At 70.1% G+C, this 20,826-nt stretch carries 24 protein-coding genes; 8 read left to right on the forward strand and 16 right to left on the reverse strand.

The window, feature by feature from the left end:
* Positions 1-63 precede the first annotated feature (63 nt).
* Positions 64-768 carry a hypothetical protein gene (locus AB0M48_RS03650; RefSeq protein WP_363835734.1) on the forward strand — a complete coding sequence of 235 codons (705 nt, stop codon included), beginning with the start codon at positions 64-66 and terminating at the stop codon, positions 766-768.
* Positions 769-787: 19 nt separating this feature from the next.
* On the opposite strand, the gene AB0M48_RS03655 is transcribed toward AB0M48_RS03650, so the two are convergent.
* Together AB0M48_RS03655 and AB0M48_RS03660 are read right to left on the reverse strand one after the other, a co-directional pair.
* Positions 788-1,891, reverse strand: a complete 1,104-nt coding sequence (locus AB0M48_RS03655; RefSeq protein ID WP_363835735.1) for a winged helix DNA-binding domain-containing protein — start codon at positions 1,889-1,891, stop codon at positions 788-790.
* 14 nt (positions 1,892-1,905) lie between these two features.
* Positions 1,906-3,882: an MMPL family transporter gene (locus tag AB0M48_RS03660; RefSeq protein ID WP_363835736.1), complete on the reverse strand. Its 1,977-nt coding sequence runs from the start codon at positions 3,880-3,882 to the stop codon at positions 1,906-1,908.
* A 55-nt stretch (positions 3,883-3,937) separates the two neighbouring features.
* Here AB0M48_RS03660 and AB0M48_RS03665 point away from each other — a divergent pair, with 55 nt between their 5' ends.
* On the forward strand, positions 3,938-4,384 hold the full coding sequence (locus AB0M48_RS03665) for a MarR family transcriptional regulator (protein WP_319989558.1): 447 nt from the start codon (positions 3,938-3,940) through the stop codon (positions 4,382-4,384).
* On the opposite strand, the gene AB0M48_RS03670 is transcribed toward AB0M48_RS03665, so the two are convergent.
* Positions 4,377-4,967 carry a maleylpyruvate isomerase family mycothiol-dependent enzyme gene (locus AB0M48_RS03670; protein WP_363835737.1) on the reverse strand — a complete coding sequence of 197 codons (591 nt, stop codon included), beginning with the start codon at positions 4,965-4,967 and terminating at the stop codon, positions 4,377-4,379. The genes AB0M48_RS03665 and AB0M48_RS03670 overlap by 8 nt on opposite strands.
* A gap of 56 nt (positions 4,968-5,023) precedes the next feature.
* Between AB0M48_RS03670 and AB0M48_RS03675 the strand changes: the two genes are divergently transcribed.
* Together AB0M48_RS03675 and AB0M48_RS03680 are read left to right on the forward strand one after the other, a co-directional pair.
* A complete protein-coding gene (locus AB0M48_RS03675) occupies positions 5,024-5,974 on the forward strand; it encodes an RNA polymerase subunit sigma-70 (protein WP_363835738.1) in 951 nt (316 codons plus the stop codon).
* Positions 5,975-5,989: 15 nt separating this feature from the next.
* Positions 5,990-6,343, forward strand: a complete 354-nt coding sequence (locus AB0M48_RS03680) for a VOC family protein (protein ID WP_363835739.1) — start codon at positions 5,990-5,992, stop codon at positions 6,341-6,343.
* A gap of 34 nt (positions 6,344-6,377) precedes the next feature.
* On the opposite strand, the gene AB0M48_RS03685 is transcribed toward AB0M48_RS03680, so the two are convergent.
* The 3 genes from AB0M48_RS03685 to AB0M48_RS03695 all read right to left on the reverse strand — a co-directional run bounded on the left by AB0M48_RS03685 (position 6,378) and on the right by AB0M48_RS03695 (position 8,942).
* Positions 6,378-6,929, reverse strand: coding sequence for a hypothetical protein (locus AB0M48_RS03685; protein ID WP_363835740.1), 552 nt, complete (start codon positions 6,927-6,929; stop codon positions 6,378-6,380).
* 106 nt (positions 6,930-7,035) lie between these two features.
* Complete coding sequence (locus tag AB0M48_RS03690) at positions 7,036-7,683, reverse strand: response regulator transcription factor (RefSeq protein ID WP_363835741.1); 648 nt, start codon at positions 7,681-7,683, stop codon at positions 7,036-7,038.
* A complete protein-coding gene (locus tag AB0M48_RS03695) occupies positions 7,680-8,942 on the reverse strand; it encodes a sensor histidine kinase (RefSeq protein ID WP_363835742.1) in 1,263 nt (420 codons plus the stop codon). Before AB0M48_RS03695 ends, AB0M48_RS03690 begins: the two co-directional genes overlap by 4 nt.
* Positions 8,943-9,013: 71 nt before the next feature.
* On the opposite strand from AB0M48_RS03695, the gene AB0M48_RS03700 reads away from it, so the two are divergent.
* Positions 9,014-9,766 (forward strand): MBL fold metallo-hydrolase, encoded by a 753-nt coding sequence (locus tag AB0M48_RS03700; protein ID WP_363835743.1) that lies wholly within the window; start codon positions 9,014-9,016, stop codon positions 9,764-9,766.
* On the opposite strand, the gene AB0M48_RS03705 is transcribed toward AB0M48_RS03700, so the two are convergent.
* From AB0M48_RS03705 to AB0M48_RS03715, 3 genes are read right to left on the reverse strand one after another with little or no spacing between them, the layout of a single operon-like run.
* The gene (locus AB0M48_RS03705; protein WP_363835744.1) at positions 9,753-10,175 is read right to left on the reverse strand and encodes a VOC family protein; all 423 of its coding nucleotides are present in this window, start codon (positions 10,173-10,175) and stop codon (positions 9,753-9,755) included. The two genes, AB0M48_RS03700 and AB0M48_RS03705, sit on opposite strands and share 14 nt — an antisense overlap.
* Positions 10,176-10,185: 10 nt before the next feature.
* A complete protein-coding gene (locus AB0M48_RS03710; protein WP_363835907.1) occupies positions 10,186-10,629 on the reverse strand; it encodes a helix-turn-helix transcriptional regulator in 444 nt (147 codons plus the stop codon).
* A 42-nt stretch (positions 10,630-10,671) separates the two neighbouring features.
* On the reverse strand, positions 10,672-12,966 hold the full coding sequence (locus AB0M48_RS03715; RefSeq protein ID WP_363835745.1) for a glycosyl hydrolase family 18 protein: 2,295 nt from the start codon (positions 12,964-12,966) through the stop codon (positions 10,672-10,674).
* A 180-nt stretch (positions 12,967-13,146) separates the two neighbouring features.
* Here AB0M48_RS03715 and AB0M48_RS03720 point away from each other — a divergent pair, with 180 nt between their 5' ends.
* On the forward strand, positions 13,147-13,593 hold the full coding sequence (locus tag AB0M48_RS03720; RefSeq protein WP_363835746.1) for a hypothetical protein: 447 nt from the start codon (positions 13,147-13,149) through the stop codon (positions 13,591-13,593).
* 5 nt (positions 13,594-13,598) lie between these two features.
* Here AB0M48_RS03720 and AB0M48_RS03725 read toward each other — a convergent pair whose 3' ends face one another.
* The 4 genes from AB0M48_RS03725 to AB0M48_RS03740 are packed head-to-tail and all read right to left on the reverse strand — an operon-like array spanning position 13,599 to position 15,723.
* The gene (locus AB0M48_RS03725; protein WP_363835747.1) at positions 13,599-14,594 is read right to left on the reverse strand and encodes a YdcF family protein; all 996 of its coding nucleotides are present in this window, start codon (positions 14,592-14,594) and stop codon (positions 13,599-13,601) included.
* 22 nt (positions 14,595-14,616) lie between these two features.
* Positions 14,617-14,793 (reverse strand): hypothetical protein, encoded by a 177-nt coding sequence (locus tag AB0M48_RS03730; protein ID WP_319989568.1) that lies wholly within the window; start codon positions 14,791-14,793, stop codon positions 14,617-14,619.
* A gap of 16 nt (positions 14,794-14,809) precedes the next feature.
* Positions 14,810-14,962 carry a hypothetical protein gene (locus tag AB0M48_RS03735; RefSeq protein WP_363835748.1) on the reverse strand — a complete coding sequence of 51 codons (153 nt, stop codon included), beginning with the start codon at positions 14,960-14,962 and terminating at the stop codon, positions 14,810-14,812.
* A 23-nt stretch (positions 14,963-14,985) separates the two neighbouring features.
* Positions 14,986-15,723 carry an aminoglycoside phosphotransferase family protein gene (locus AB0M48_RS03740; RefSeq protein WP_363835749.1) on the reverse strand — a complete coding sequence of 246 codons (738 nt, stop codon included), beginning with the start codon at positions 15,721-15,723 and terminating at the stop codon, positions 14,986-14,988.
* 117 nt (positions 15,724-15,840) lie between these two features.
* Between AB0M48_RS03740 and AB0M48_RS03745 the strand changes: the two genes are divergently transcribed.
* On the forward strand, positions 15,841-16,602 hold the full coding sequence (locus AB0M48_RS03745; RefSeq protein ID WP_319989572.1) for an IclR family transcriptional regulator: 762 nt from the start codon (positions 15,841-15,843) through the stop codon (positions 16,600-16,602).
* 30 nt (positions 16,603-16,632) lie between these two features.
* Entirely contained in the window at positions 16,633-18,078 is a 1,446-nt protein-coding gene (locus AB0M48_RS03750; protein WP_363835750.1) for an aldehyde dehydrogenase family protein, read from the forward strand.
* Positions 18,079-18,088: 10 nt separating this feature from the next.
* Here the strand turns inward: AB0M48_RS03750 and AB0M48_RS03755 are convergent, their stop codons facing one another.
* Genes AB0M48_RS03755 through AB0M48_RS03765 form a run of 3 tightly spaced genes read right to left on the reverse strand, consistent with a single transcriptional unit; the run spans position 18,089 to position 20,792 of the window.
* A complete protein-coding gene (locus AB0M48_RS03755) occupies positions 18,089-18,724 on the reverse strand; it encodes a response regulator transcription factor (protein ID WP_363835751.1) in 636 nt (211 codons plus the stop codon).
* A complete protein-coding gene (locus AB0M48_RS03760) occupies positions 18,721-19,584 on the reverse strand; it encodes a histidine kinase (protein ID WP_363835752.1) in 864 nt (287 codons plus the stop codon). The genes AB0M48_RS03755 and AB0M48_RS03760 overlap by 4 nt, the downstream gene beginning before the upstream one ends.
* Complete coding sequence (locus AB0M48_RS03765) at positions 19,581-20,792, reverse strand: serine hydrolase domain-containing protein (protein WP_363835753.1); 1,212 nt, start codon at positions 20,790-20,792, stop codon at positions 19,581-19,583. Before AB0M48_RS03765 ends, AB0M48_RS03760 begins: the two co-directional genes overlap by 4 nt.
* Positions 20,793-20,826: the final 34 nt, after the last annotated feature.

Here is a 20,826-nt window from a genome sequence, read left to right on the forward strand (position 1 = left end):
GCCTGGTGGCTTCAGGACGACGTATCGGCCACAGCGTCCGAACGGCGTAACGAGGAGGCCGCAATGGCGACCACGTTCTGGGCTTGGATCGTGTCCGCACTCGTCATCGTGCTGCTCGCGGTGGTGGTCCCGTCCCGTCTCAGTGCGCAGAACGTGCTCAGGGACGCCCGTGGCCGCTACAGCCTCTCGCGGGTGCAGGTGATGGTGTGGACGGTCGTGCTGCTCTCGCTGGTCAGCGGCATGGCCTTCGGCCGGTTCGCGGCCGGGCAGGTCGACGTGGCCGGGTTCCAGATCCCGGACCAGGTGCTCTGGCTGCTGGGCATCTCCGTCGGTTCCGGTGTCGTGGCGGTCGCCATCAAGGTCACGAAGAGCACGACCCGGCCCGACTCCGTGGCGGCCTACCCGCTGGGCGCGGAAGGCGGGCGGTTCTGGGAGATGCTGACCGTCGAGGAAGGTGCGTCGGCGGGCAAGTCGATCGACCTCGCGAAGTTCCAGAACTTCGTGGTCACCGTGCTGCTGGTGCTGATCTACGTCGCGCAGGCCGTCTCGGCGTTCAGGGCCGTGGACAACCCCGCCGGCATCGCCGGGCTGCCCGCGTTCTCCGGCGCGTTCCTGGTGCTGCTCGCGGTGAGCCACGCCGGGTACCTGCTGGGCAAGGTGCCGTCGCCGGTCGGGACCCCCGCGGGCGGCACGATGGCGCAGCGGCTCGCTTCCGTCGCATCGGAGAAGAAGGTGGCGAAGACCCTCCCGGAGGTGCACCCCGCGTGATGTCCCTCGCGGGTGATTCTCACAAGATGCGAACGTCGTGGGCCGGAAGGCCGTTCCACCACCGCGCATAACGCTTGTACACCTGCGGTTCCCGGTCGCCGAGGAGCTTGCGAAGCGACGTCGCCTCGTCGGCCAGCCCGGCCCAGTGCTCCTCGTCGAGGGCGTGAAAGGCAGTCGCCTCAACGCCTCCGTCCGCGGTCGGACGCCACACCCCGGCCACGTACCCGTCGACGAGCAGGGTGGGCAGGGTGTCCCCGTTGTTGCGGATGACGAGCTTGCGGTACTCGTCCGGAATGATCCGGCTGCGGTCGGCGTAGGCGAGCAACGTGCTGTCCCACATGGCCATCAGCCGCGGCGGCGCCACAACGTCCTCGTCCGGCACCGTCCGGCCAGGAACGTCGTAGTGGTCGCCGTCCCGGACGAGGTCCAGCGACGCCAGCGCCTCCCGGATCGCAGTGCGCGGCAGCATGCTGAACTGGTTCATGTCGAGGACGGTCGCCGGCCCGAAGCCGGTGAGGTAGCGGCGCAGCATCTCGGCGACGGCGGCCCGTTGGTCGCGCGGCTCGGTCGTCACGGCCTGATAGGACGGCCGCAGCCCGAACGACCAGGGCCCGCCCGTCGGCGCGTGCACGAGCCCGCCGTAGGTGCGCAGCGCCCACCAGACGCCGGGCTCACCGACGTCGCCGACGTGCGAGTGCAGCAGTTGCTCGATCTCCGCCTTCTGCCGGGGCGTCGCGGCGAACTCGAGCAGGTGCTCCAGCAGTGCGTCGGCCTGGTCGATCGTGACGTTCATCGACTTGAACCGCTTGTCGTACAGCCGTGACGCCCGCAACGCGGGCAGCATCGCGTGGTGGAACACCTCGTGGTCCGCGGACGTCACGGCGTGCAGGGTGATCCGCATCAGCGATGCCTTGCGGACCACCCCGTTCACGAACGCCTCGTCCAGGTCGGCGGGGTCGAAGCCCTCGATCCGGTTCCACAGCGCGATGTACGGCGAGGCGGGTTCCTGCGCCTGGATCGCCACGACCCGGTCCACGGCCGTCAGCACGTCTACCGGTTCGCGCCGCAGCAGCATCTGCCGGTCGAGCGTGGCGCGGTTGAGCTGACGTGCCGTGAAGGTCATGCCGAGATCCTGGCTCACCTCAGCTTCGACGGCCACCAGATTCGCCCGCCGACGTCCACGGACAGCGCCGGCACGAGCAGCGACCGCACCAGCAGCGTGTCCAGCAGGACACCGAACGCGACGATGAACGCGATCTGCGTGAGGAACAGGATCGGCAGCACGGCCAGCGCGGCGAACGTCGCCGCCAGCACCACGCCCGCCGACGTGATCACGCCACCGGTCAGGCTCAGGCCGCGCAGCGTCCCCTCGACCGTGCCGAGCCGCTGGGTCTCCTCGCGGACGCGGGTCATCAGGAAGATGTTGTAGTCGATCCCCAGCGCCACCAGGAACACGAACCCGAACAACGGCACCACGGGATCGGCACCGGGGAAGTCCAGGACGTGGTTGAACACCAGCGCCGACACTCCCATCGTGGCCGCGAACGACAGCACGACGGTCGCGATCAGCAGCAACGGCGCCAGCAACGACCGCAGCAGCAGCGCCAGGATCAGGAAGATCACGACCAGCACGATCGGGATGATCAGCATCCGGTCGTGCTCGGACGTCGTCCTGGTGTCGAGCAACGTCGCCGTCGGCCCGCCCACCAACGTCGCATCGACGCCGTCGACGGCCGCACGAAGCCGTTGCACGGTCTCGACCGCGGCATCGGAGTCCGGCGCGTCCTTCAGGGTGGCCTCGATGCGCACCAGGCCTTCGGCCGTTCCGGACGGCCGCACGTCCGCGACACCGTCCACCTTGGACTTCTGCACGACCTCGGCGGTCTTGTCCTCGGCGGCGATGATCACGATCGGCGAGCCGGTGCCGCCGGGGAAGTGCCGGGACAGCAGCTCCTGTCCCGCAACGGACTCGACCGGGGTCAGGAACACGTCGGACTGCGCGGTGCCGGACGCCTTGAGCTGCGGCAGGAACGCGGCGCCGGCGAGCAGCACGAGCGTGGTGACGATCCAGATCGCGCGCGGCTTGCGGCGCACCAGGTTCGCGACGCGGCCCCAGAGCCCGCTCGTCTCGGGGTGCTTCGAGCCGAACTTCGGGGCGAACGGCCAGAAAGCGCCGCGGCCGAGCAGTGCGAGGGTTGCGGGCAGGAAGGTCATCGTGGTCAGCAGCGCGGCGCCGATGCCGATGGCGGCGACCGGGCCGAGGCCCTTGTTCGAGTCGAGGTCGCTGAACAGCAGGCACAGCACGCCGAGGATCACCGTGCCGGCCGAGGCCGCGATGGGCTCGACCGTGCCGCGCCAGGCCGTCTTGACGGCCGCGAACTTGTCCTGGGTGTCGCGCAGTTCCTCGCGGAACCTCGACACCAGCAGCAACGCGTAGTCCGTCGCGGCGCCGAACACCAGGATCGAGAGGATGCCCTGACTCTGGCCGTTCAACGCCAGGACGTCGTTCTTCGCGAGCAGGTAGACGACGAAGCTGGCCAGCCCCAGCGCGAACACCGCCGACACCAGCACGACGACCGGCAGCAGCGGACTCCGGTAGACCACCAGCAGGATCAGCGCGACCACGGCGCCCGCGACGATCAGCAGCAGCCCGTCGATCCCGCCGAACGCCTCGACGAGGTCCGCGACCTGCGCCGCCGGGCCCGTGACCAGCACGGTCAGTCCCTGAGGCGCACCTCGCGTGCCGTCGCGGAGCTGGAAGACCGAGTCCTTGACGTCCTTGGCCGGGTCGAGCAGCAGGACGACCTGCGCGGCCTGGTCGTCGTTCGGCGAGGGGATGACCGGCGACGCCTGGAAGCCCTTGACCTGGTCGGCGAGGTACTTCTTGTCCTCTTCGGTCAGTCCGCTGGACCGTTCGACCACGACGATCGCCGGGATGGCGTTCTCGCGCTGGAACTTCTTTTGCAGCTCGGCGACCTGCGTGGACTCGGCGGAGTTGGGCAGGAACGCGCTGCTGTCGTTCTCCGCGACCTCCGACAGCTTGCCCGCGTACGGCCCGGTGAAGCCGCCCAAGGCCAGCCAGACGACGAGCAGGACCCCGGCAAGGACTCGCATCAGACATTCCTTCGATCGCCGAACGTTTCGATGGTCGAAACAGTAAGCTGTGCGCGTGAGCGATGCAACCGACTACGAGCTGAGCATGATGCTGCGCGCGCTGGTGATGGAGTCGAACCGGTTCCTGGAGATCTTCAGCGCCGCCCACGAGTTGCATCCCACGGACATGACAGCGCTGAACCTCATCATGACCGCCCCGATGACACCCGGCACGCTGGCGAAGGCGCTGAACCTCAGCGCGTCGGCGACGACGTCCGTCCTCGACCGCCTCGAGAGGGCAGGGCACGTCGTCCGCGACCGCGACCCCGGCGACCGTCGCCGTGTCGATCTCCGGGTGCTCGACACGGCGACGGAACTCGCCTCCACGTTCTTCCAGCCCCTGGCGCGCGGCTACGCGGCGGCGTGGGGGCGGATGAGCGCGGAGGAACGGCAGGTCGTCGCGCGCTTCCTCGCCGCGACGATCGAGGCGACGGCCCGGGTGCGCGAAGAGGTGGTCAGCTGAGCCTGCCGGCCGGCAGCGTCCGCCCGCAGACCAGCAGCAACAGGTCCTGGGCCAGTCCCCTGACCGGCTCGCCCTCACCGAACGTCCAGTCCAGGTCGGTGGCCTCCAGGCGTTTGCCGCCGAGGTCCGCCCCGAAGTACTTGACGTGGGCGGGCTTCATGCCGCCGAGGACGACGCGGAGCCGGTCGTGCGGGACCCTGCGGTCCAGTCCCAGTGCGACGGTGATGTCCAGGCCGTGGATGACGTCGTGCGAGAGCGCCCCTGCCGGGCCACCACCGGGCGGCGTCCACGGGTGGTCGATGTTGTTCTTCAGCTCGTTCAGCAGGTCGCTCACCGGGAGGCGGGCGTCCTTGCGGGCCATGCGGTCGGAGGCGTGGTTGAACCGGCCGGCTGATCTCAGCATCTCCAGGATCACCCTCGTTCCGGACGCACGGAACGGCAGCGTCGTGTGCGCGACGACGTGCTTCACGGTCCAGCCCTCGCACAGGCTCGGCGCGTGCCACTGTTCCGCGGTGAGGCCACTCAGGAGTTCTGCCTGGTCACGCCGTTCCGCCGCCACCGCGGCGCGGATGTCTTCGGTCATGTCTGGATGTACGAGCCGAGCGACGGGAACTTATCGGTCCGCGTAGGGTCTTGTGCGTGATCGAGACGCTGGAGCCGTTCCGGGTCGAGCTGACCGGCTACTGCTACCGCATGCTCGGCTCCGGCTTCGAGGCCGAGGACGCCGTGCAGGAAACACTCGTGCGCGCGTGGAAGGCGTTCGACAGCTACGACTCCGCGCGGGCGTCGCTGCGGACCTGGCTCTACCGGATCGCCACGAACATCTGCATCGACATGCAGCGCAGTGCTCAGCGGCGCGCCCTGGCCGTGGACCTGGGCCCGTCCGGCGGGGAACTGGGCGCTCCTCTGCTGGAGAACGCCTTCGTGCAACCCGTGCCGGACGCCTCCGTGCTGCCGGAGGACCAGACGATCCGCCGCGAGACCGTCCGCCTGGCGTTCGTGGCCGCCCTGCAACACCTGCCGCCCCGCCAGCGAGCCGTGCTGATCCTGCGCGACGTCCTGGCGTGGCAGGCCTCCGAGGTCGCCGCACTGCTGTCCGACTCGGTCGCGTCGGTGAACAGCGCGCTGCAACGAGCCCGCGCAACACTGCGGGTAGCCGACGTCGGCGCACCGCTGGACGTGTCCGATCCCGTGCAGAAGTCGCTCCTGCGCCGCTACTGCGAGGCGTTCGACCGCCATGACGTTCAGACGCTCGTGGCCTTGCTGCACGAGGACGCGACCATGTCGATGCCGCCGTTCAGCTGGTGGCTGCGGGGCCGCGAGTCGATCTCCCTCGCGTTGAGCGCTCCCGACTCGCCCTGTGACGGCGCCTGGCTGGTGCCGGTGCGGGCCAACGCCTCGCCCGCGTTCTGGCAGATGCGACCTGGTCTGGAGAAGCCGTTCGGGCTGGTGTTCCTCGACGTGCGGGACGGGCTGGTGACCGGCAGCACCACGTACCTGAACGTGGAGGAGTTCCTGCCTTTGTTCGCCTCGTCGTCGGCCACGCCGATCATTTCCGGGCGGCCGTCCCGTACGTATGTGGACGACTAGTTCTGGAGGAAGTCCATGGCTGTTCAGCCCATCATCGTGACGCCCGACCTGGACCGGGTGCAGGCGTTCTACTCGCAGGTGTTCGGCGCCGTCGAGGTGTTCCGCCACCCCGCCGACGGACCGGTCTTCTACAAGACGCTCAAGATCGGCGACGGGGAACTGGGGCTTGTGGCCGAGAAGGTGGACGTGTCGGCGCCCGCGCGCATCGTGCTGAGCATCGGCGTGGAGGACGTCGACGCGGCGCTGCCGCTGGTCGAGGCCGCCGGCGGACGGGTGCGGGGGCCCGCGAACGACATGCTCTGGGGACAGCGCGTGGCGCACGTCTTCGACCCGGACGGCAACCCGGTCAACCTGACCCAGGAACTCTAGCCAGGCACGGCTTCGGCGGGGCGGCGGGCACTTCCTACAGCTGGACCGCCCCGGCGAGGTCGCGCCGCCGGCGCTCGACCGGTTCCGCCGGCCTGCGGATCCGGCCCCACGGCTTGAAGACCGAGAGGAAGTAGGCGAACAGCAGCAGCGTCGGCGCGACCACCACCGGGTGCAGGACACCGGACGGGATCACCGCGGCCGGGTCACCCGCCAGCATCCGCTCGCCGATCTCGGCCGCCTGCGCGACGCCGGGCCGGAGCGCGAACGCGATCAGCAGCGACATGCCCGCGTTCAGGACGAGCTTGGTCGCGACCCACCAGTACCTCACGAGCCCGTACTTGCTGCCGAGACCGAGCACGACGCCGGAGATCATGCAGACGACGCTGGCACCGAACATCGGCCAGATCGCGAAGAGGTCGACGGCCTGGATCGCCACCCCGGCGGTAGCGCGGTCCTCAGTGGACAGTGCGACCACGACGAGGATCCCCAGCGCGAGGTCGATGCCGAGCCACGCCGCCGCCGACAGGACGTGCACGAGCAGCACTGCCTTGCGGGCGCGGCCGCTGAGCTTGCGGATGGTGGCCATCGCGATGCACTCCTTCTCTCGTGGTGTCGCGTCCTACTCTCGCCACCACGAGCGGCTGCATCATCCGCTCACGTTCTGATCTCGCGTACGTCAGATTGCGTACGGCCTAACCGCCTGGAGTGACGATCCCTCTCTCGTACGCGAACACCACGGCGTGCGTTCGGTCGCGCAGGCCCAGCTTGGTGAGCACGCGCGACACGTGCGTCTTCACGGTGGTCTCCCCCAGGAACAGCGTCGCGGCGATCTCCGCGTTCGACGCGCCCTTGGCCAGTTCCACCAGCACCTCGAACTCGCGATCGGTGAGCTCGGGCGGGCGGGTGCGTTCCCTAGGCGCCGTGCTGAAACGCGCGATCACCCGCCGGGTGACCTCGGGCGAGAGCAACGCGTCCCCGCGCGCGACGACCCGCACGGACTCCACGAGATCTTCTGGGGAGGCGTTCTTGAGCAGGAAGCCGCTCGCGCCCGCCTGCAGTGCCTCGAAGAGGTAGTCCTCGCGGTCGAACGTGGTCAAGATGACGACACGGGTGCCGTGGCCTGCGGAAAGGATGTGGCGGGTGGCTTGCAGGCCGTCCATGCGGGGCATCTGGACGTCCATCAGCACGACGTCGGGGCGCAGCTCGGCGACGAGTGCCACGGCCTCGGCGCCGTCGCCCGCCTCGCCGACCACCTCGATACCGGGCTCGGTGCCGAGGATGACCCGGAAGCCGGCGCGGACCAGGTCCTGGTCGTCGGCCAGCACTACTCGCAGACTCACGCCTTCTCCTCCAACACCGTCGGCAGCGACGCACGGACCAGGAAGCCCGCCTCGCGCCGCGGCCCTGCTTCCAGCGAACCTCCGTGCACGGCAAGACGTTCGCGCATCCCGACGAGACCGAAACCTGGGCTCGTGGAGGTGGAACGGCCGCGGCCGTCATCGGTGATCTCCAGCTCCAGCGCGCTGTCCAGGAACCGCATCCGCACGTCGACGTGCCGCGCGTCAGCGTGCTTCACCACGTTCGTAAGTGCTTCCTGCACGACCCGATACGCCGACAACGCGACGCCGGACGGCACCTCGCGCGCGTCGCCGTACACGCCGTGCGAGACCTCGAGGCCCGCCGCGCGGGCGCTCTCGAACAGCTCCGGCAGGTCATCGAGGCCGGGCGCCGCCTTCAGGTCGGTGTCCGCGTCCGCGCGCAGCACGCCCAGCAGGCCGCGCAACTCGCTGATCGCGGTGCGGGCGGTCTGCTCGACGGTCTGCAGGGCGTCGCGGGCCAGGCCGGGGTCGGAGTCGAGGACGCGGCGCGCGGCACCGGCCTGGATGCCCATGACGGACACGTGGTGCGCGACGACGTCGTGCAGGTCACGGGCGATGCGCATGCGTTCGGCCGCGATGGCGCCACGGGTGTTCTGCTCCTGCGAGCGGCGCAGTTCCTCGGCCTGGAACTCCAGCTGGGCCCGGCGCCGGGCACCCGACCAGGCCATCTCCCCCACCACGTAGGCGAACAGGAAGAAGAAGATGTTGAACTCCAGTCCGTAGAGGACAGAAGCGAGCACCGGGTCCATCGGCCCGGCCGCGTCCTTGAAGTCCCCCTTGGGTCCGAGCAGGGCACGCACGAGGCTGAACCCGAGCCACAGGAACATCGCGGTGATCACGCCGATGCGCGACCAGCGCGCGAAGCGGCGGTTCTGCTCCCAGGCGCCGACCGTGTAGATCGCGAGGAACAGGATCGCCGACGGCACCAGGCTGTCGGCGGCCCGGTTCACCTGCGCGGCGATGAACAGCGCGGACACCACGAGCATCACGGCGAGCGGGTAGCGGCGGCGCACCACCAGCGGCACGGACAGCACGAACATCCAGACGACCTGCTCCAGCAGTCCCGGAGGGTCCTGGAAGACGTAGGCGCCCATGCTGTTGACGAGCGTCGTGACCTCGATCGCGCACAGCAGCACGATCACGGCGATGCCGATGTCGCGCCGCCGTTGCGCGGCGGTCGGACCGGGCCGCCGCCACTCGTTCCACACGGGCTCTTCCACGCGGTCAAGGTACCCGTCGCGCGTTGTGCATCGGCGATCTGAACGCGCGCTCGTTGATCTACGGTAGAGCGATGGACCTCAGCCTGACCGTGCTCGGGTGCGCAACGCCGTACCCGAGCGTCGACAACCCGTGCTCCGGCTACCTGGTGTCGCACGGCGACACTCGCGTGTGGATGGACGCCGGCGCCGGCACGATCGGCCCGTTGCAGCGCCACACGCGGCTGGAGGACCTGGACGCGATCTGGATCTCGCACCTGCACGCCGACCACAGCGCGGACCTGCTGACCGCCTACTACGCCCTGTTGTTCGCGGACGTCTCACGCGACCCGGTCCCGCTGTACGGCCCGCCCGGCATCGCCGACCGCCTGGCCGGCTTCCTCACCAACGGCCCGGAGCGCAGCCCGGTCGAGTCGGCGTTCGCGATCACCGAACTGCACGACGGGCACGAGGCCGAGGTCGGCTCGATGCGGCTGACGTCGGCGGCGGTCGAGCACGGCATCCCGGCGTTCGGTGTGCGGATCGAGGCGGCGGGCCGCTCGCTGACCTACTCGGGCGACACCGCCCCGTGCCCGAGTCTGACGGCGCTGGCGAGCGGCACCGACGTGCTGCTGTGCGAGGCCGAGAGCGCGGTCAAGACGCCGGACATGGTCCACCACACGCCGGAGGACGCGGGCGAGACGGCTTCCAGCGCGGGCGCGGGACGGTTGGTCGTCACGCACGTGGGCCGCTTCCTGACCTCCCAGGAAGCGGTCGCCCGTGCTTCGGCCCGGTACTCGGGGACGGTCGCCTACGCCGCGCCCGGCAGCACGATCAGAGTTGGTTGATGCGGACCAGGTTGCCGGCCGGGTCGCGGAACGAGCAGTCGCGCACGCCCCACGGCTGGTCCTCGGGCTCCTGCAGCACCTCGCCCGCCCCGGACGACTCGACCCACGCCCGTGCGCGGTCGAACGTGCCCTGCAGGTCCTTGGAGGCCAGCGAGATGGCGGTGTAGACGCCCTTCGCCATGAGCACGGCGATCGTGCGGCGTTCCTCGTCGCTCACGCCGGGGTCGGCGGCGGGCGGGTGCAGCACGATGCCGGTCTCGGGCTGGCCGGGCGGGCCCACGGTGATCCAGCGCATGGCGCCCTGGCCGACGTCCTGGCGGACCTCGAAGCCGAGCGCGTCGCGGAAGAAGCCGAGGGACTTCTCGGGGTCGTCTGCCGGCAGGAACGCCGAGGCGATGATGACTGACATGGCGGTCAACCTAATCGGACGGGCCGGTCGCCGCTTCTCGATTCCTGATCGGCCGCATGACGGCCTTGGCCAGGCAGTTCGGGATGCCCTGGCCGTCCTCGGCGGCGACCTTGCGGTACTGGCTCGGGGACATGCCGACCAGTTCGGAGAAGCGGGTGCTGAAGGTGCCGAGCGAGGTGCAGCCGACCTCGAAGCACACGTCGGTGACGGACATGTCGCCCCGGCGCAGCAACGTCATGGCCCGCTCGATGCGGCGCGTCATGAGGTAGCTGTACGGCGACTCGCCGAAGGCGGCGCGGAACGCACGGCTCAGGTGCCCCGCGGACAGGTGCACGCCGCGGGCCAGCGCCGCGACGTCCAGCGGCTGGCGGTACTCGCGGTCGATCCGGTCGCGGACCTTGCGGAGCAGCACCAGTTCCTGCAGGCGCGGGTCTTGGGCGGTCACGATGGACAGCCTAAGCCCCGCGCCTGACAGAGTCCTGACTTCTACAGCGGACTAGCAGGCACCCTGGTCGCGCCAGACGCCCCACTCACCCGTGGTTCCGGGCTCCTCGTTGGTCGTCCACCACTGGGCCCGCCACTTGCGGCCCTTGTGAGACACCTCGTTGCCACCGTTGTAGACCTTGCCGGCCTCCCACGCGGGCAGCGCGCACGTCGGCGGCTTCGTCGTGGTGGTCGTCGTGGTCGTCGTCGTGGTGGTGGTCGTGGTCGAGGTGGTCGTGGACGTGGTGGTGGAGGTCGGCGGGTTGCCGCCACCGATGCGCGGGTGGTCCGCGCTGATCGCGTACGACTGACCACCGAACGTGAACACGAAGTTCGACGGCGTCGAGATCGGCAGCTGGTAGCTGACGGTCACCTCGATCGACGCGCCCGGCGCGAGCGACTGCCACGACGGCAGCGTGAGCTCCGCCTTCTGGAAGTCGCCCTTCAGGCCACCGACGTTGGGCCCGCTGTGTCCCTTCGAGACGACCTTGAGGCCGAAGCCCGACTGGTCGCCCATGCTGCCCGGCGCGCTGGTGCCGTAGTCGAACGCGATCTTCGTGCCACCGGGGATGGTGACGGTCGAGCGGTTCGTGAACTTGATCTTCGGCGTGATCGGGTAGTTGTTGTCGCCCAGCGCGAAGCCGTGGACGTCCACGTCGACCGCGAGGGACTGGGTCTGCTGCGTCGAAGCCTTCAGGTTGCCGTAGGGCGCGGCACCGTTCAGGCCGGTGTTGATGGTCGACAGCAGGGTGTCGCCGATGAAGTACTCGTTCTTCGCGGAGTCGTACCTGTAGTCGCCCGCGAGCTCCCAGATCATGATGCCGCCGAGGCCCTTGTCCTTGACGTACTTGGCCTTCTCGGCGATCGACTGCTCGGTCTCGTTGGAGAGGAACACCTTCTTGTCGTTGTTCCACAGCCACGGCGACTTCAGCGTCGAGTCGTAGTACGGCGTGTAGGTGCCGGTGAGGCGGTCGGTCGGGTCGTTGACCGGGTCGAGGCCGTACTGCGCCGCGTAGGAGCCGGTGATCTTGGCTTCCAGGTTCTTGGTGTGCCACAACGGGTTCACACCGGACGGAACCTCGGCGCCGCCCGCGGTGACGTCGTGCCAGATGTTGTCGATGCCGGCCGCGCCGTTACCGCACGGCGTGGTCGAGCCGACCGACGAACCGGTGCCGGGCGGGCACTGCGACTGGTTCGGCAGCGGGGCCTTGCCCCACAGGCCGTTCGTGCCGCCGGTGACGCCCTGCCAGCCGCGCGAGTAGAACGGCACGCCGATGTTGATGCGTCCGGCCTGCATGGCACCGCGGTAGTAGTGGTACGACCAGTCGGTGTTGAGGTACCCCATGCCCTCGTACTGGGGCGCCGTGTACACGCCACCGGCCGCGAGCTCGCCGTCCTTGCCGTCGTCGTAGAGCGCGGCGTTCGGTCCGACGAACTGGTTCCACGAACCGTGCAGGTCGTAGCTCATGACGTTCAGGTAGTCGAGGTACTTGACGACCTGGTACGCCTCCTGGCCGCGCAGCAGCCAGCCGGAGGCGGGCACGGCGGCGGTCAGCAGGTAGTGCTTGCCGTCGGCGGCACCGGCGCGGTCGAGCTTCTCGCGCAGCGTCTTCATGATCGCCTGGTAGCCGGCCCACAGCGTGCCGCGGTTGGCGTTGGAGATCCAGAAGTCGTCCGGGTTGCCGGCGTGGTTGTTCGACGTCGCGTACTCGTAGTCGATGTCAGCGCCGTTGAAGCCGTAATGGCGCAGGAAGGTCACGACGCTGTCCGCGAAGGTGTCGATCGCGGCCTGGTTCTGGCCGAGCTTGTAGAAGCCGCCCGACGCGTTGCGCGTGCCGTCGGCGTTGAAGAAGCCGCCGGTCTCCGCCCAGCCGCCGACCGAGATCAGCGTCTTGACGTTCGGGTTCTGCTTCTTGAACTTCGTGAGCTGGTTGAAGTGCCCCTTGTAGGGCAGCGACGGGTCCATCTCGGCGCCGGCGACGCCCGGCCACTCCATGCCGATGGACGAGTTGTTCGCGTCGTTCGCGCCGACCGAGATCTTGTTCTGGGCGTCGATGTGCGCGAACGCGTAGTTCAGGTGCGTGACCTTGTTCCAGGGGATGTCCTTGGCGAGGTACCCGGGCTGACCGTTCTTGCCGGTCCGCCAGCTGGTGAAGTACCCGATGACACGTCTGGACTTGTCCCCCATGATCTCGCGGCCGGCGGTGTCGTAGGCGGTGCAGTACGGCACCTCGACGCCCGGCGTCTTGTACAGCCCGTCCGGCCGGCAGTCCTCGTGGGCTGCGGCTGCGGTCGGCGCGTTGGTCACGGCTATCACGGTCCCGGCTAGCAGGGCTAGCACCGGGACCACTTTGGCGAGCAGGCGCAAGGGAAGGACCTCCTGGCTAGGGCGGCGGCCACTGCCGGGAACGGTAAAATGGTCCAGACCTTTAGGTCAATAGTCGATCACTGACAAAAGGTGTCAGTGAATCGGTTTAGCGTCTTTTGCATGAGTGAGAACGATTTCAACTTCCTCCACGGCAGCTGGCGGGTGGCCAACCGCAAGATCGCCGACATCGTCGGCCGCGGCACCGAGTGGGTCGAGTTCGAGACGCGGGCCGAAGCCAGACCCCTCCTGGGCGGCGCGGCGATCATCGACAGCGTCTTCGCGGAGGACTGGGAGGGCATGACGCTGCGCCAGTACGACCCCGCCGCCGACGTCTGGCGCATCTGGTGGGCCTCCACCCGCGCTCCCGGCCACCTCGACCCGCCGCTGGAGGGCCGGTTCACCGACGGGCACGGGGTGTTCTTCGGTGACGACGTGGTCGGCGGGCACGCGGTGAAGGTGCGGTTCGACTGGACGCCCGGCGACGAGCCCGTCTGGGAGCAGCGGTTCTCCTACGACGGCGGCGAGACCTGGGAACCGAACTGGGTCATGCGCTTCACCCGCGCCTGAGCGGATCAGCCGATCTGGGTCAGCGCGAGCCCGCCCGCCATCAGCAGGGCGCACGCCAGGCCGTGCACGACGGGGTTGCGCACCAGGAGCGCCACGAACTCCCGCAGGAACGCGCTGGGCACGAAGTACCAGGCCGTCGGCGCGCCGATGACCTGCAACCGCAGGCCCTGCTTGCGGGAGAGCACGGCGGTGCGGAACACGTGGTAGTTGTTCGTGACCGCGACGACCCGGCCGTTGAGGCCCCGCTCGGCGAGCAACGCCTTGCTGTAGCGGAGGTTCTCCTCGGTCGTGGTCGCCTGGTCCTCCAGCACGACGTCGTCCTCCGGCACACCGCGTTCGAGCAGGTACCGGCTCATGGCGAACGCCTCGGACACCTGTTCGTCCGAACCCTGCCCGCCCGACACCACGATCACCGGTGACCGGCCGGCCTCGCGGTCGCGGTGGTAGAGCCGCAGCGCGCGGTCGAGCCGGCTCGCCAGCAGCCGGGGCACGCGGTCCCCGATCAGCCCGGCGCCCAGCACCACGATGCCGTCGAACCCGTGGCGGCGGCCGGTGCGGCCGTAGATCACCGAGTACAGCAGCAGGCTCACGAACAGGAACGCGACGTACGCGGACACCAGGAACAACCCGAACGCGGAGCCGCGGATCCAGTCGTTGGGCTGGGTGATGCCCCACGCGAAGTAGGCCATCTCGCCGAGCAGGGCCAGGCCCGCGAGCAACGACAACAGGTTGCCCAGCGAGCGGCCCTCGCGGCGGACCATGACCACGCCGTTGGCGAGCAACGCGAGCGGGAGCAGCAGCAGGCCCAGCACCGCCAGCATGAACGCGAGCAGCAGCGGCATGTTCAGCACCGGGTTGTCCCGCCCGGCCTCCGCCAGCAGCAGGAGCAGCATCACCAGCGCGATGCCGAGCCAGACGGCGTTGCTCAGCCTTCGGCGGTCACGGATCACGCCGATGACGAAGAAGGTGGCGGGGATGAGGAAGAGCAGCCCGGCTAGCACCGGGCAAGGGTAGTACCGGTGATCACTCGGTGCCGTCGGTGCTCTCGGGTTGCGGGGCGGGCTTCGGGCGCGGCCTCAAGCGGACCGCGCCCGCCGTGAGGTCGAGCGGTCCGGTCTCCTCGTAGTCCTCGCCCGTGCCCGCGTCCGTCGCCTCGCGGCGGACCTTGGGGCCGGGGAACAACTCGCCCAACTGTCCCATGCACCCGACCCTACCCTCAGAACAGAGCGATGAGCAGCACGATCACGGCGATTGCCACCACGATCGGGATCCACATGGAACCCTGCGGCCTGCGGTAGTGGCTGCGGACCGTTGTGGTGCGGAACCAGCTGTACGGGGCGCTGCGGCGGTGGCGGCGAACCCAGGGCATCTCGTCCTCCTCGGCAGTGGCTGTCAGCCGTGGGTTACCCGGATTCCAAGCCGGTCCTGTACTCCAGCCAGCCCAACCTTCACCATCTCCTGGTCACCGATGTCGTTGCCGTACAGGACCTCGTGCCACGGTCCCAGCCGGTGCCAGATCAGGGCCCGCTCCCGCAGGTCGCGCGTGACCCCGTAGGTGTCGGCGAGAGCGTCGGCGAACTCGGGCGGCGTGCAGTGCAGCGCCCACGCGAGGTCGATGGCGGCGTCGCCTATGTGCAGGTCGCCGAAGTCGATCACGCCGGTCAGCACGCCGTCGCGGCCCAGCACGTGCTCGGGACCGAGGTCGCCGTGGACGAGCGTGTCGGCGGGCAGTCCGTCGAGCGCGGCGAGCAGGTCCTCGGCGCCCGGTACGCGCACCTCGGCTTGGAAGCGTTCGACCGGCAGCTCCCGGGGGCCGACGCCTCGTTCGACGGCCTCGGCGACGGGTGCGGCGTGCAGGGCACGCAGGAACTCGCCCAGCTGGCGGCCCTGAACGGCGTTGAGCGAGTGCTGCTCCTCCCCCGGCACCAGCTCGTGCCGCACCACCACCGGTGCCTCGGACACGACCACGGGAACCGGGACGGGCAGCGGCAACCGGGGCGCGAGCCACGGCATCACCACCGACTCGCGCACGAGCTGCGGCCCGATCTCCGGACGGCGCGGCCGCCGTTCCACCCAGCGTCCGCCGACCAGGACGGCCGTGCTGTCCCAGCCCTCACCCAGGTACGTCACCCGCCCAGTGTCACCGGTGACTCCCGTGCGTCCGAAACGACTTTCTCCCGGCCCTCGCCGCTCGGCGGTGCCGAGCGCCTCGTGTGCCGTGTGGACGGACCGGGCAGAATCCCCCTGGTGGCCGCCACCGTCTCCTCCAAGCTGCTGTCGCTGCTCGGCACCTTCGACAGCCGGCACCGCCGCCAGACGCTGAGCGGCATCGCGCGGCGCAGCGGGCTGCCGATCAGCACCACCCACCGGCTGCTCGCGGAGCTCGCGGAGTGGGGCGCGGTGCGGCGGCTGGACTCCGGCGAGTACGTGATCGGCCGGCGGATCTGGCGGCTCGGGCTGCTGGCCGCCGGGGAGGTGGAGCTGAGCCGGGTCGCGGAGCCGTTCCTGCACGACATCCACGCGGCGACCCGCGCCGTGGTGCACCTGGCCGTGCGGGAGGGGACCGAGGTGCTGTACCTGGACCGGGTCTCCGGGCACGCGTCGGTGCCGATCGTGAGCACCACCGGGAGCCGGTTGCCGTTGCACGCGACCGGGGTCGGGAAGGTGTTGCTGGCACACGCCCCGAAGGAAGTGCAGGAGGAGGTGCTCACGCACGGGCTGACGCGCATCACGGCGTTCACGGTCACGGAGCCCGGGCGGATGCGGGCTCAACTGCACCGGATCCGGCGGGACGGGTACGCGCAGACGTTCGAGGAGATGACGCTCGGGGCGTGCAGTGTGGGCGTGCCGGTCGAGGTGGACGGGCACGTCGTCGCGGCGCTCGGGATCGTGGTGCCCGATCTGCGCAACGTGCGGGCCCGGCTGGTCGCGGCGTTGCAGGTGGCGGCTCGGGGGATCGCGCGGATGCTGGAGCCGAGTTTCCACCCACCGGAAGCCGGGCTTGGATGATCAGGCGGTCTGCCGTTTGAATCCGTGACCGTGGCAAGCGAAAAACGTGAGCTCCTCATCGGCGGCGACAGCGTTCCGGCGCTGGACGGCCGCACCACCGACGACCTCAACCCCTTCACCGGCGAGGTCCACGCCGTCGTCGCGGCGGCCGGTCCCGCGGACGTCACGCGGGCAGTCGACGCCGCCGAGCAGGCGTTCGCCGGGTGGGCGGCGACGTCGCCGTCCGTGAAGCGCCGGATCCTGCTGCGGGCCGCGGACGGGCTGGAGGCCAGGACGGCCGAGGTCGTCGCCCTGATGGCCGCCGAGGTCGGCGGCGTCGGCGGGTGGGCGGGGTTCAACGTCGTGCTGGCGGCGAACGTTCTGCGCGAAGCCGCCGCGGCGGTCACCCAGCCCGTCGGCGAGGTGCTGACGACGGACGTGCCCGGTCAGCTGTCGCTCGCGGTGAGGGAGCCGCTCGGCGTCGTCGCGGCGTTCGCGCCGTGGAACGCGCCGGTCATCCTGAGCACGCGGGCCGTGGCGGCGCCGATCGCCGCCGGGAACACCGTCGTGCTCAAGCCCAGCGAGGACGCGCCGATCGCGGCCGGGCTGCTGATCGCCGACGTGCTGCGCGAGGCCGGGCTGCCGGACGGTGTGCTCAACGTCGTGACGAACGCCCCGGAGGACGCCGCCGCGGTCGCCGAGGCGCTGATCAGCGACCCGCGCGTGCGCGCCGTGAACTTCACCGGCTCCACCGAGGTCGGCCGGATCGTCGGAACCCTTGCCGCACAACACCTCAAGCCCGCTGTGCTGGAGCTCGGCGGCAAGAACTCGCTGCTGGTGCTCGACGACGCCGACCTCGACCACGCGGTGGACGCGGCGACGTTCGGCGCGTTCCACAACGCGGGCCAGATCTGCATGTCGACCGACCGCATCCTGGTGCACCGGGCCGTGGCCGAGGAGTTCACCGCGAAGCTCGCGGCCAAGGTCGCTTCGCTGCCGCACGGCGACCCCGCCGACCCCGGCACCGTGATCGGTCCCGTGATCAACCCGCGAGCGGCCGCACGAGTCGCCGCGCTGGTGGAGGACGCGGTCGCGAACGGCGCCACCGTCCGTGCGGGCGGCAACGGCGGCGCGACCGTGCTCGACGGCGTCACTCCGCAGATGCGGGTGTTCCAGGAGGAGATCTTCGGCCCGGCCGTCATCGTCGTGCCCGTCGCCGACGACGACGAGGCCGTGGCGATCGCGAACGACACCGAGCACGGCCTCACCGCGGGCATCCTCACCGAGGACTCGCGGCGCGGACTCGGCCTGGCGCAACGCATCCGCACCGGCATCGTGCACGTCGGCAACCAGACGGTGGACGACGAGCCGCAGGCGCCGTTCGGTGGCGTGAAGTCCAGCGGGTACGGCAGGTTCGGCGGCCGCTGGGGCATCGAGGCGTTCTCCGCGACGCGCTGGGTGACGATCGCGAGCGAGCACGGCCACTTCCCGTTCTGAGGGAGCTTCTCTAGCCGACCAGGCCCGCCTCGTGGGCCACGATGGCCGCCTGGACGCGGTTCTCCGCGCCCAGGCGGCTCAGGATCGCGCTCACGTGCCCCTTCACGGTGCCTTCGACCAGGTCGAGGCGCCGGGCGATCTGAGCGTTCGACAGGCCCTCGCCGAGCAGCGCCAGCACGTCGCGTTCGCGCGCGGTCAGCGACTCCACCTGCGACCGCGCCTGCCCGACCCGCCCGCCGCGGAACCGCGTGATCATCCGGGCCGCCACCTTGGGCGCCAGGTAGGCGCCGCCGGACGCGAGCGCGTGCACACCGGCGATGAGCTCGCGCGGATCTCCTGACTTCAGCAGGAACCCGCGCGCGCCGCCGTCCAGCGCCCGTTCGAGGTAGCCGTCGTCGTTGAACGTGGTCAGCATCGCCACGCCGAACCCGAGGCGGGCCAGTTCGCGTGCCGCCTCCAGGCCGTCGAGGCGAGGCATCCGGATGTCCATCAGCACGACGTCGGGCCGGTGCTTCAACGTCAGGTCGATCGCCTCGCGGCCGTCCGCCGCCTCCGCGACGACCGCGAGTTCGGGATCGGCGCCGAGGATGGCCCGCACACCCGCGCGCACCAGCACCTCGTCGTCCGCGAGCAGAACCCGGATCACAGCTCCCCCGTGTGCGGCACCGTCGCGACCAGCTCGAACCGGCCCTCGTCGCGGCTGACCCGGAGAGTACCGCCGGCGATCCGCACCCGTTCCCGCAACGCGACGAGCCCCAGCCGGCTGCCCGCGCCCCGGCGCAACCCGGCCTCGTTGCCCACCTCCACCACGGTGCTGCCCTCCCCCGACGTCACCTTCACCTCCACGACGGACTTCGGCGCGTGCTTGGCGGCGTTCGTCAGCGCTTCCTGCACCACCCGGTGCACCGTGCGTTCCACAGTGGACGGGATGTCACCCTCCACTGTGAACTCGACCTGCATCCCGGCCGCCACGGCGCGATCCACGAGGTCGCGCAGGTCGGCCACGGCGGGCGGTTCACCGTCGCGCAGCAGGAACACCAGGGCCGCCAGCCGTTCCGTGGCGGCGGAGGCGGTCACCCGGAGCTGGGCCGCGGCCTGCTGGTGCTCGGGAGGCAGGTTCAGCTCCAGCGCACCCGCCTGCAGGGCCAGCAGGCTGAGCTCGTGGCCCAGCGTGTCGTGGACCTCGTGCGCGATCCGGGTGCGTTCACGCAGGTGAGCGGCCTCCACCTCGGCGGCGGCCAACGCGGCCTGCTGCCCCGCGACGCGGCCGAGGAACCACGGCAGCGCCACCGACAGCCCGACGACGATCAGCTGGGTGAACCCGATGAAGCCCGCCGCGGCGAACATGATCGCGGGCCAGCCCGGCGCCATCCTCCTGCCGAGCAGGAAGGCGGCGACGAACAGCCCGGCGCACACCACGATCGTCCACGGCGGCACGTTCTCCTCCATGAAGAACGACGTGCCGAACGCGGCGGCCACGCAGACCCCGAGCGCCACGACCCTCATCGCACCCACCTCACGACCGCCAGAGTCAGGTTCATCGTGCTGGACACGCCCAACCACACCACAAGCGGCAGCGAGTAGTGCGCCAGCTGGACGAACGTGATGTCGCGCCCACCGCCGTACAGCAGCCCGAGCAACACCGGCAACGCCAGCAGCACGCCCAGCGGCACGAACCTCAAGACCTGCCACGCCTTGTGGAACCTCCGGGGCCGCCGCAACGCGCGAATCCCCAGCCCGACCGACAACAACGTCAGCCCGGCCAGCACGAGATCGGTCAGCAGCCGGTACGACTCCGGCTCCGGCGGTTGTTCGCCGTCGAGGACGCCGGCGATCGCGTTCTCCAGCACGTGCGTACCTTCGTTGCCGAGCGTGAACCCGCTGTTGGACATCACCGCGATGCCGTACCCGGACGACGTCAGCAGCTGCCCGGCCGTGCCCGTGAACCAGATGCCGCTGTGCCGCAACCGTCCCTCCGCGTCCGCTCCCCACCCCATGCCGTCACGCGGGCCGAGCTTCGGCTGCGCGGCCAGCCACTTCGCCATGTCCGCCGCCGTGCTGATCACCCCGTCCGAGCCCGTGACGAACCGGTCCGGCTCGGTCAGCGGCACCGAGAACCCGTAGGCGTAGCCGTACCCCTTGCGGAAGTCCGGCGGCAGATCCCGTGGTGTCACGTCGATCGCCACCGTGTCCTTCATGTCCAACGGCTCGAAGACGTGCTTCTTCAAGTACGCGTTGAAGTTCTCGCCCGAAGCCTGCTCGACCAGCCGCGCGAGCAGGTGGTAGTTCGTGTTGGTGTAGCGGAACTCGCCGTCGGGCACGGCCTCCCGCAGGGCCTCGCGGGCCCGTTCCACCGCCCCGGCCGCGTTGCCGGGCTGCGGCAGGCTCTTCTCCGGCAGCGTCCGGTCGCTGATCCCGGACTCGTGCGCCAGGAGCTGCCGCGGCGTGACCCGCGAGCCGAGGACCGGGCGGTCGAGATCGATCTTCCCGGCGTCCGCGAGCTGCCGGACCGCGAGCGCCGTGAACGACTTGCTGACGGAGGCGATCGCCATCCTGGAGTTCGCGGTGATCGGCGCGCCGGCCGAGTCGTGGCCGAAGCCCTGGACCGCGATCACCTGGTCTCCCTTGGTGATCGCGACGGCGACGCCCGGAAGGGACGCCTCTCCCATGTACGTGGACACCAGCAGCGTGAGTGCTGCACCCCAGAGAACCATGGGACAGAACGTAGGGATCAGCGCGGGGAGACAC

The sequence above is a fragment of the Lentzea sp. NPDC051208 genome, assembly GCF_040682435.1.
Lineage (GTDB): Bacteria > Actinomycetota > Actinomycetes > Mycobacteriales > Pseudonocardiaceae > Lentzea > Lentzea kristufekii.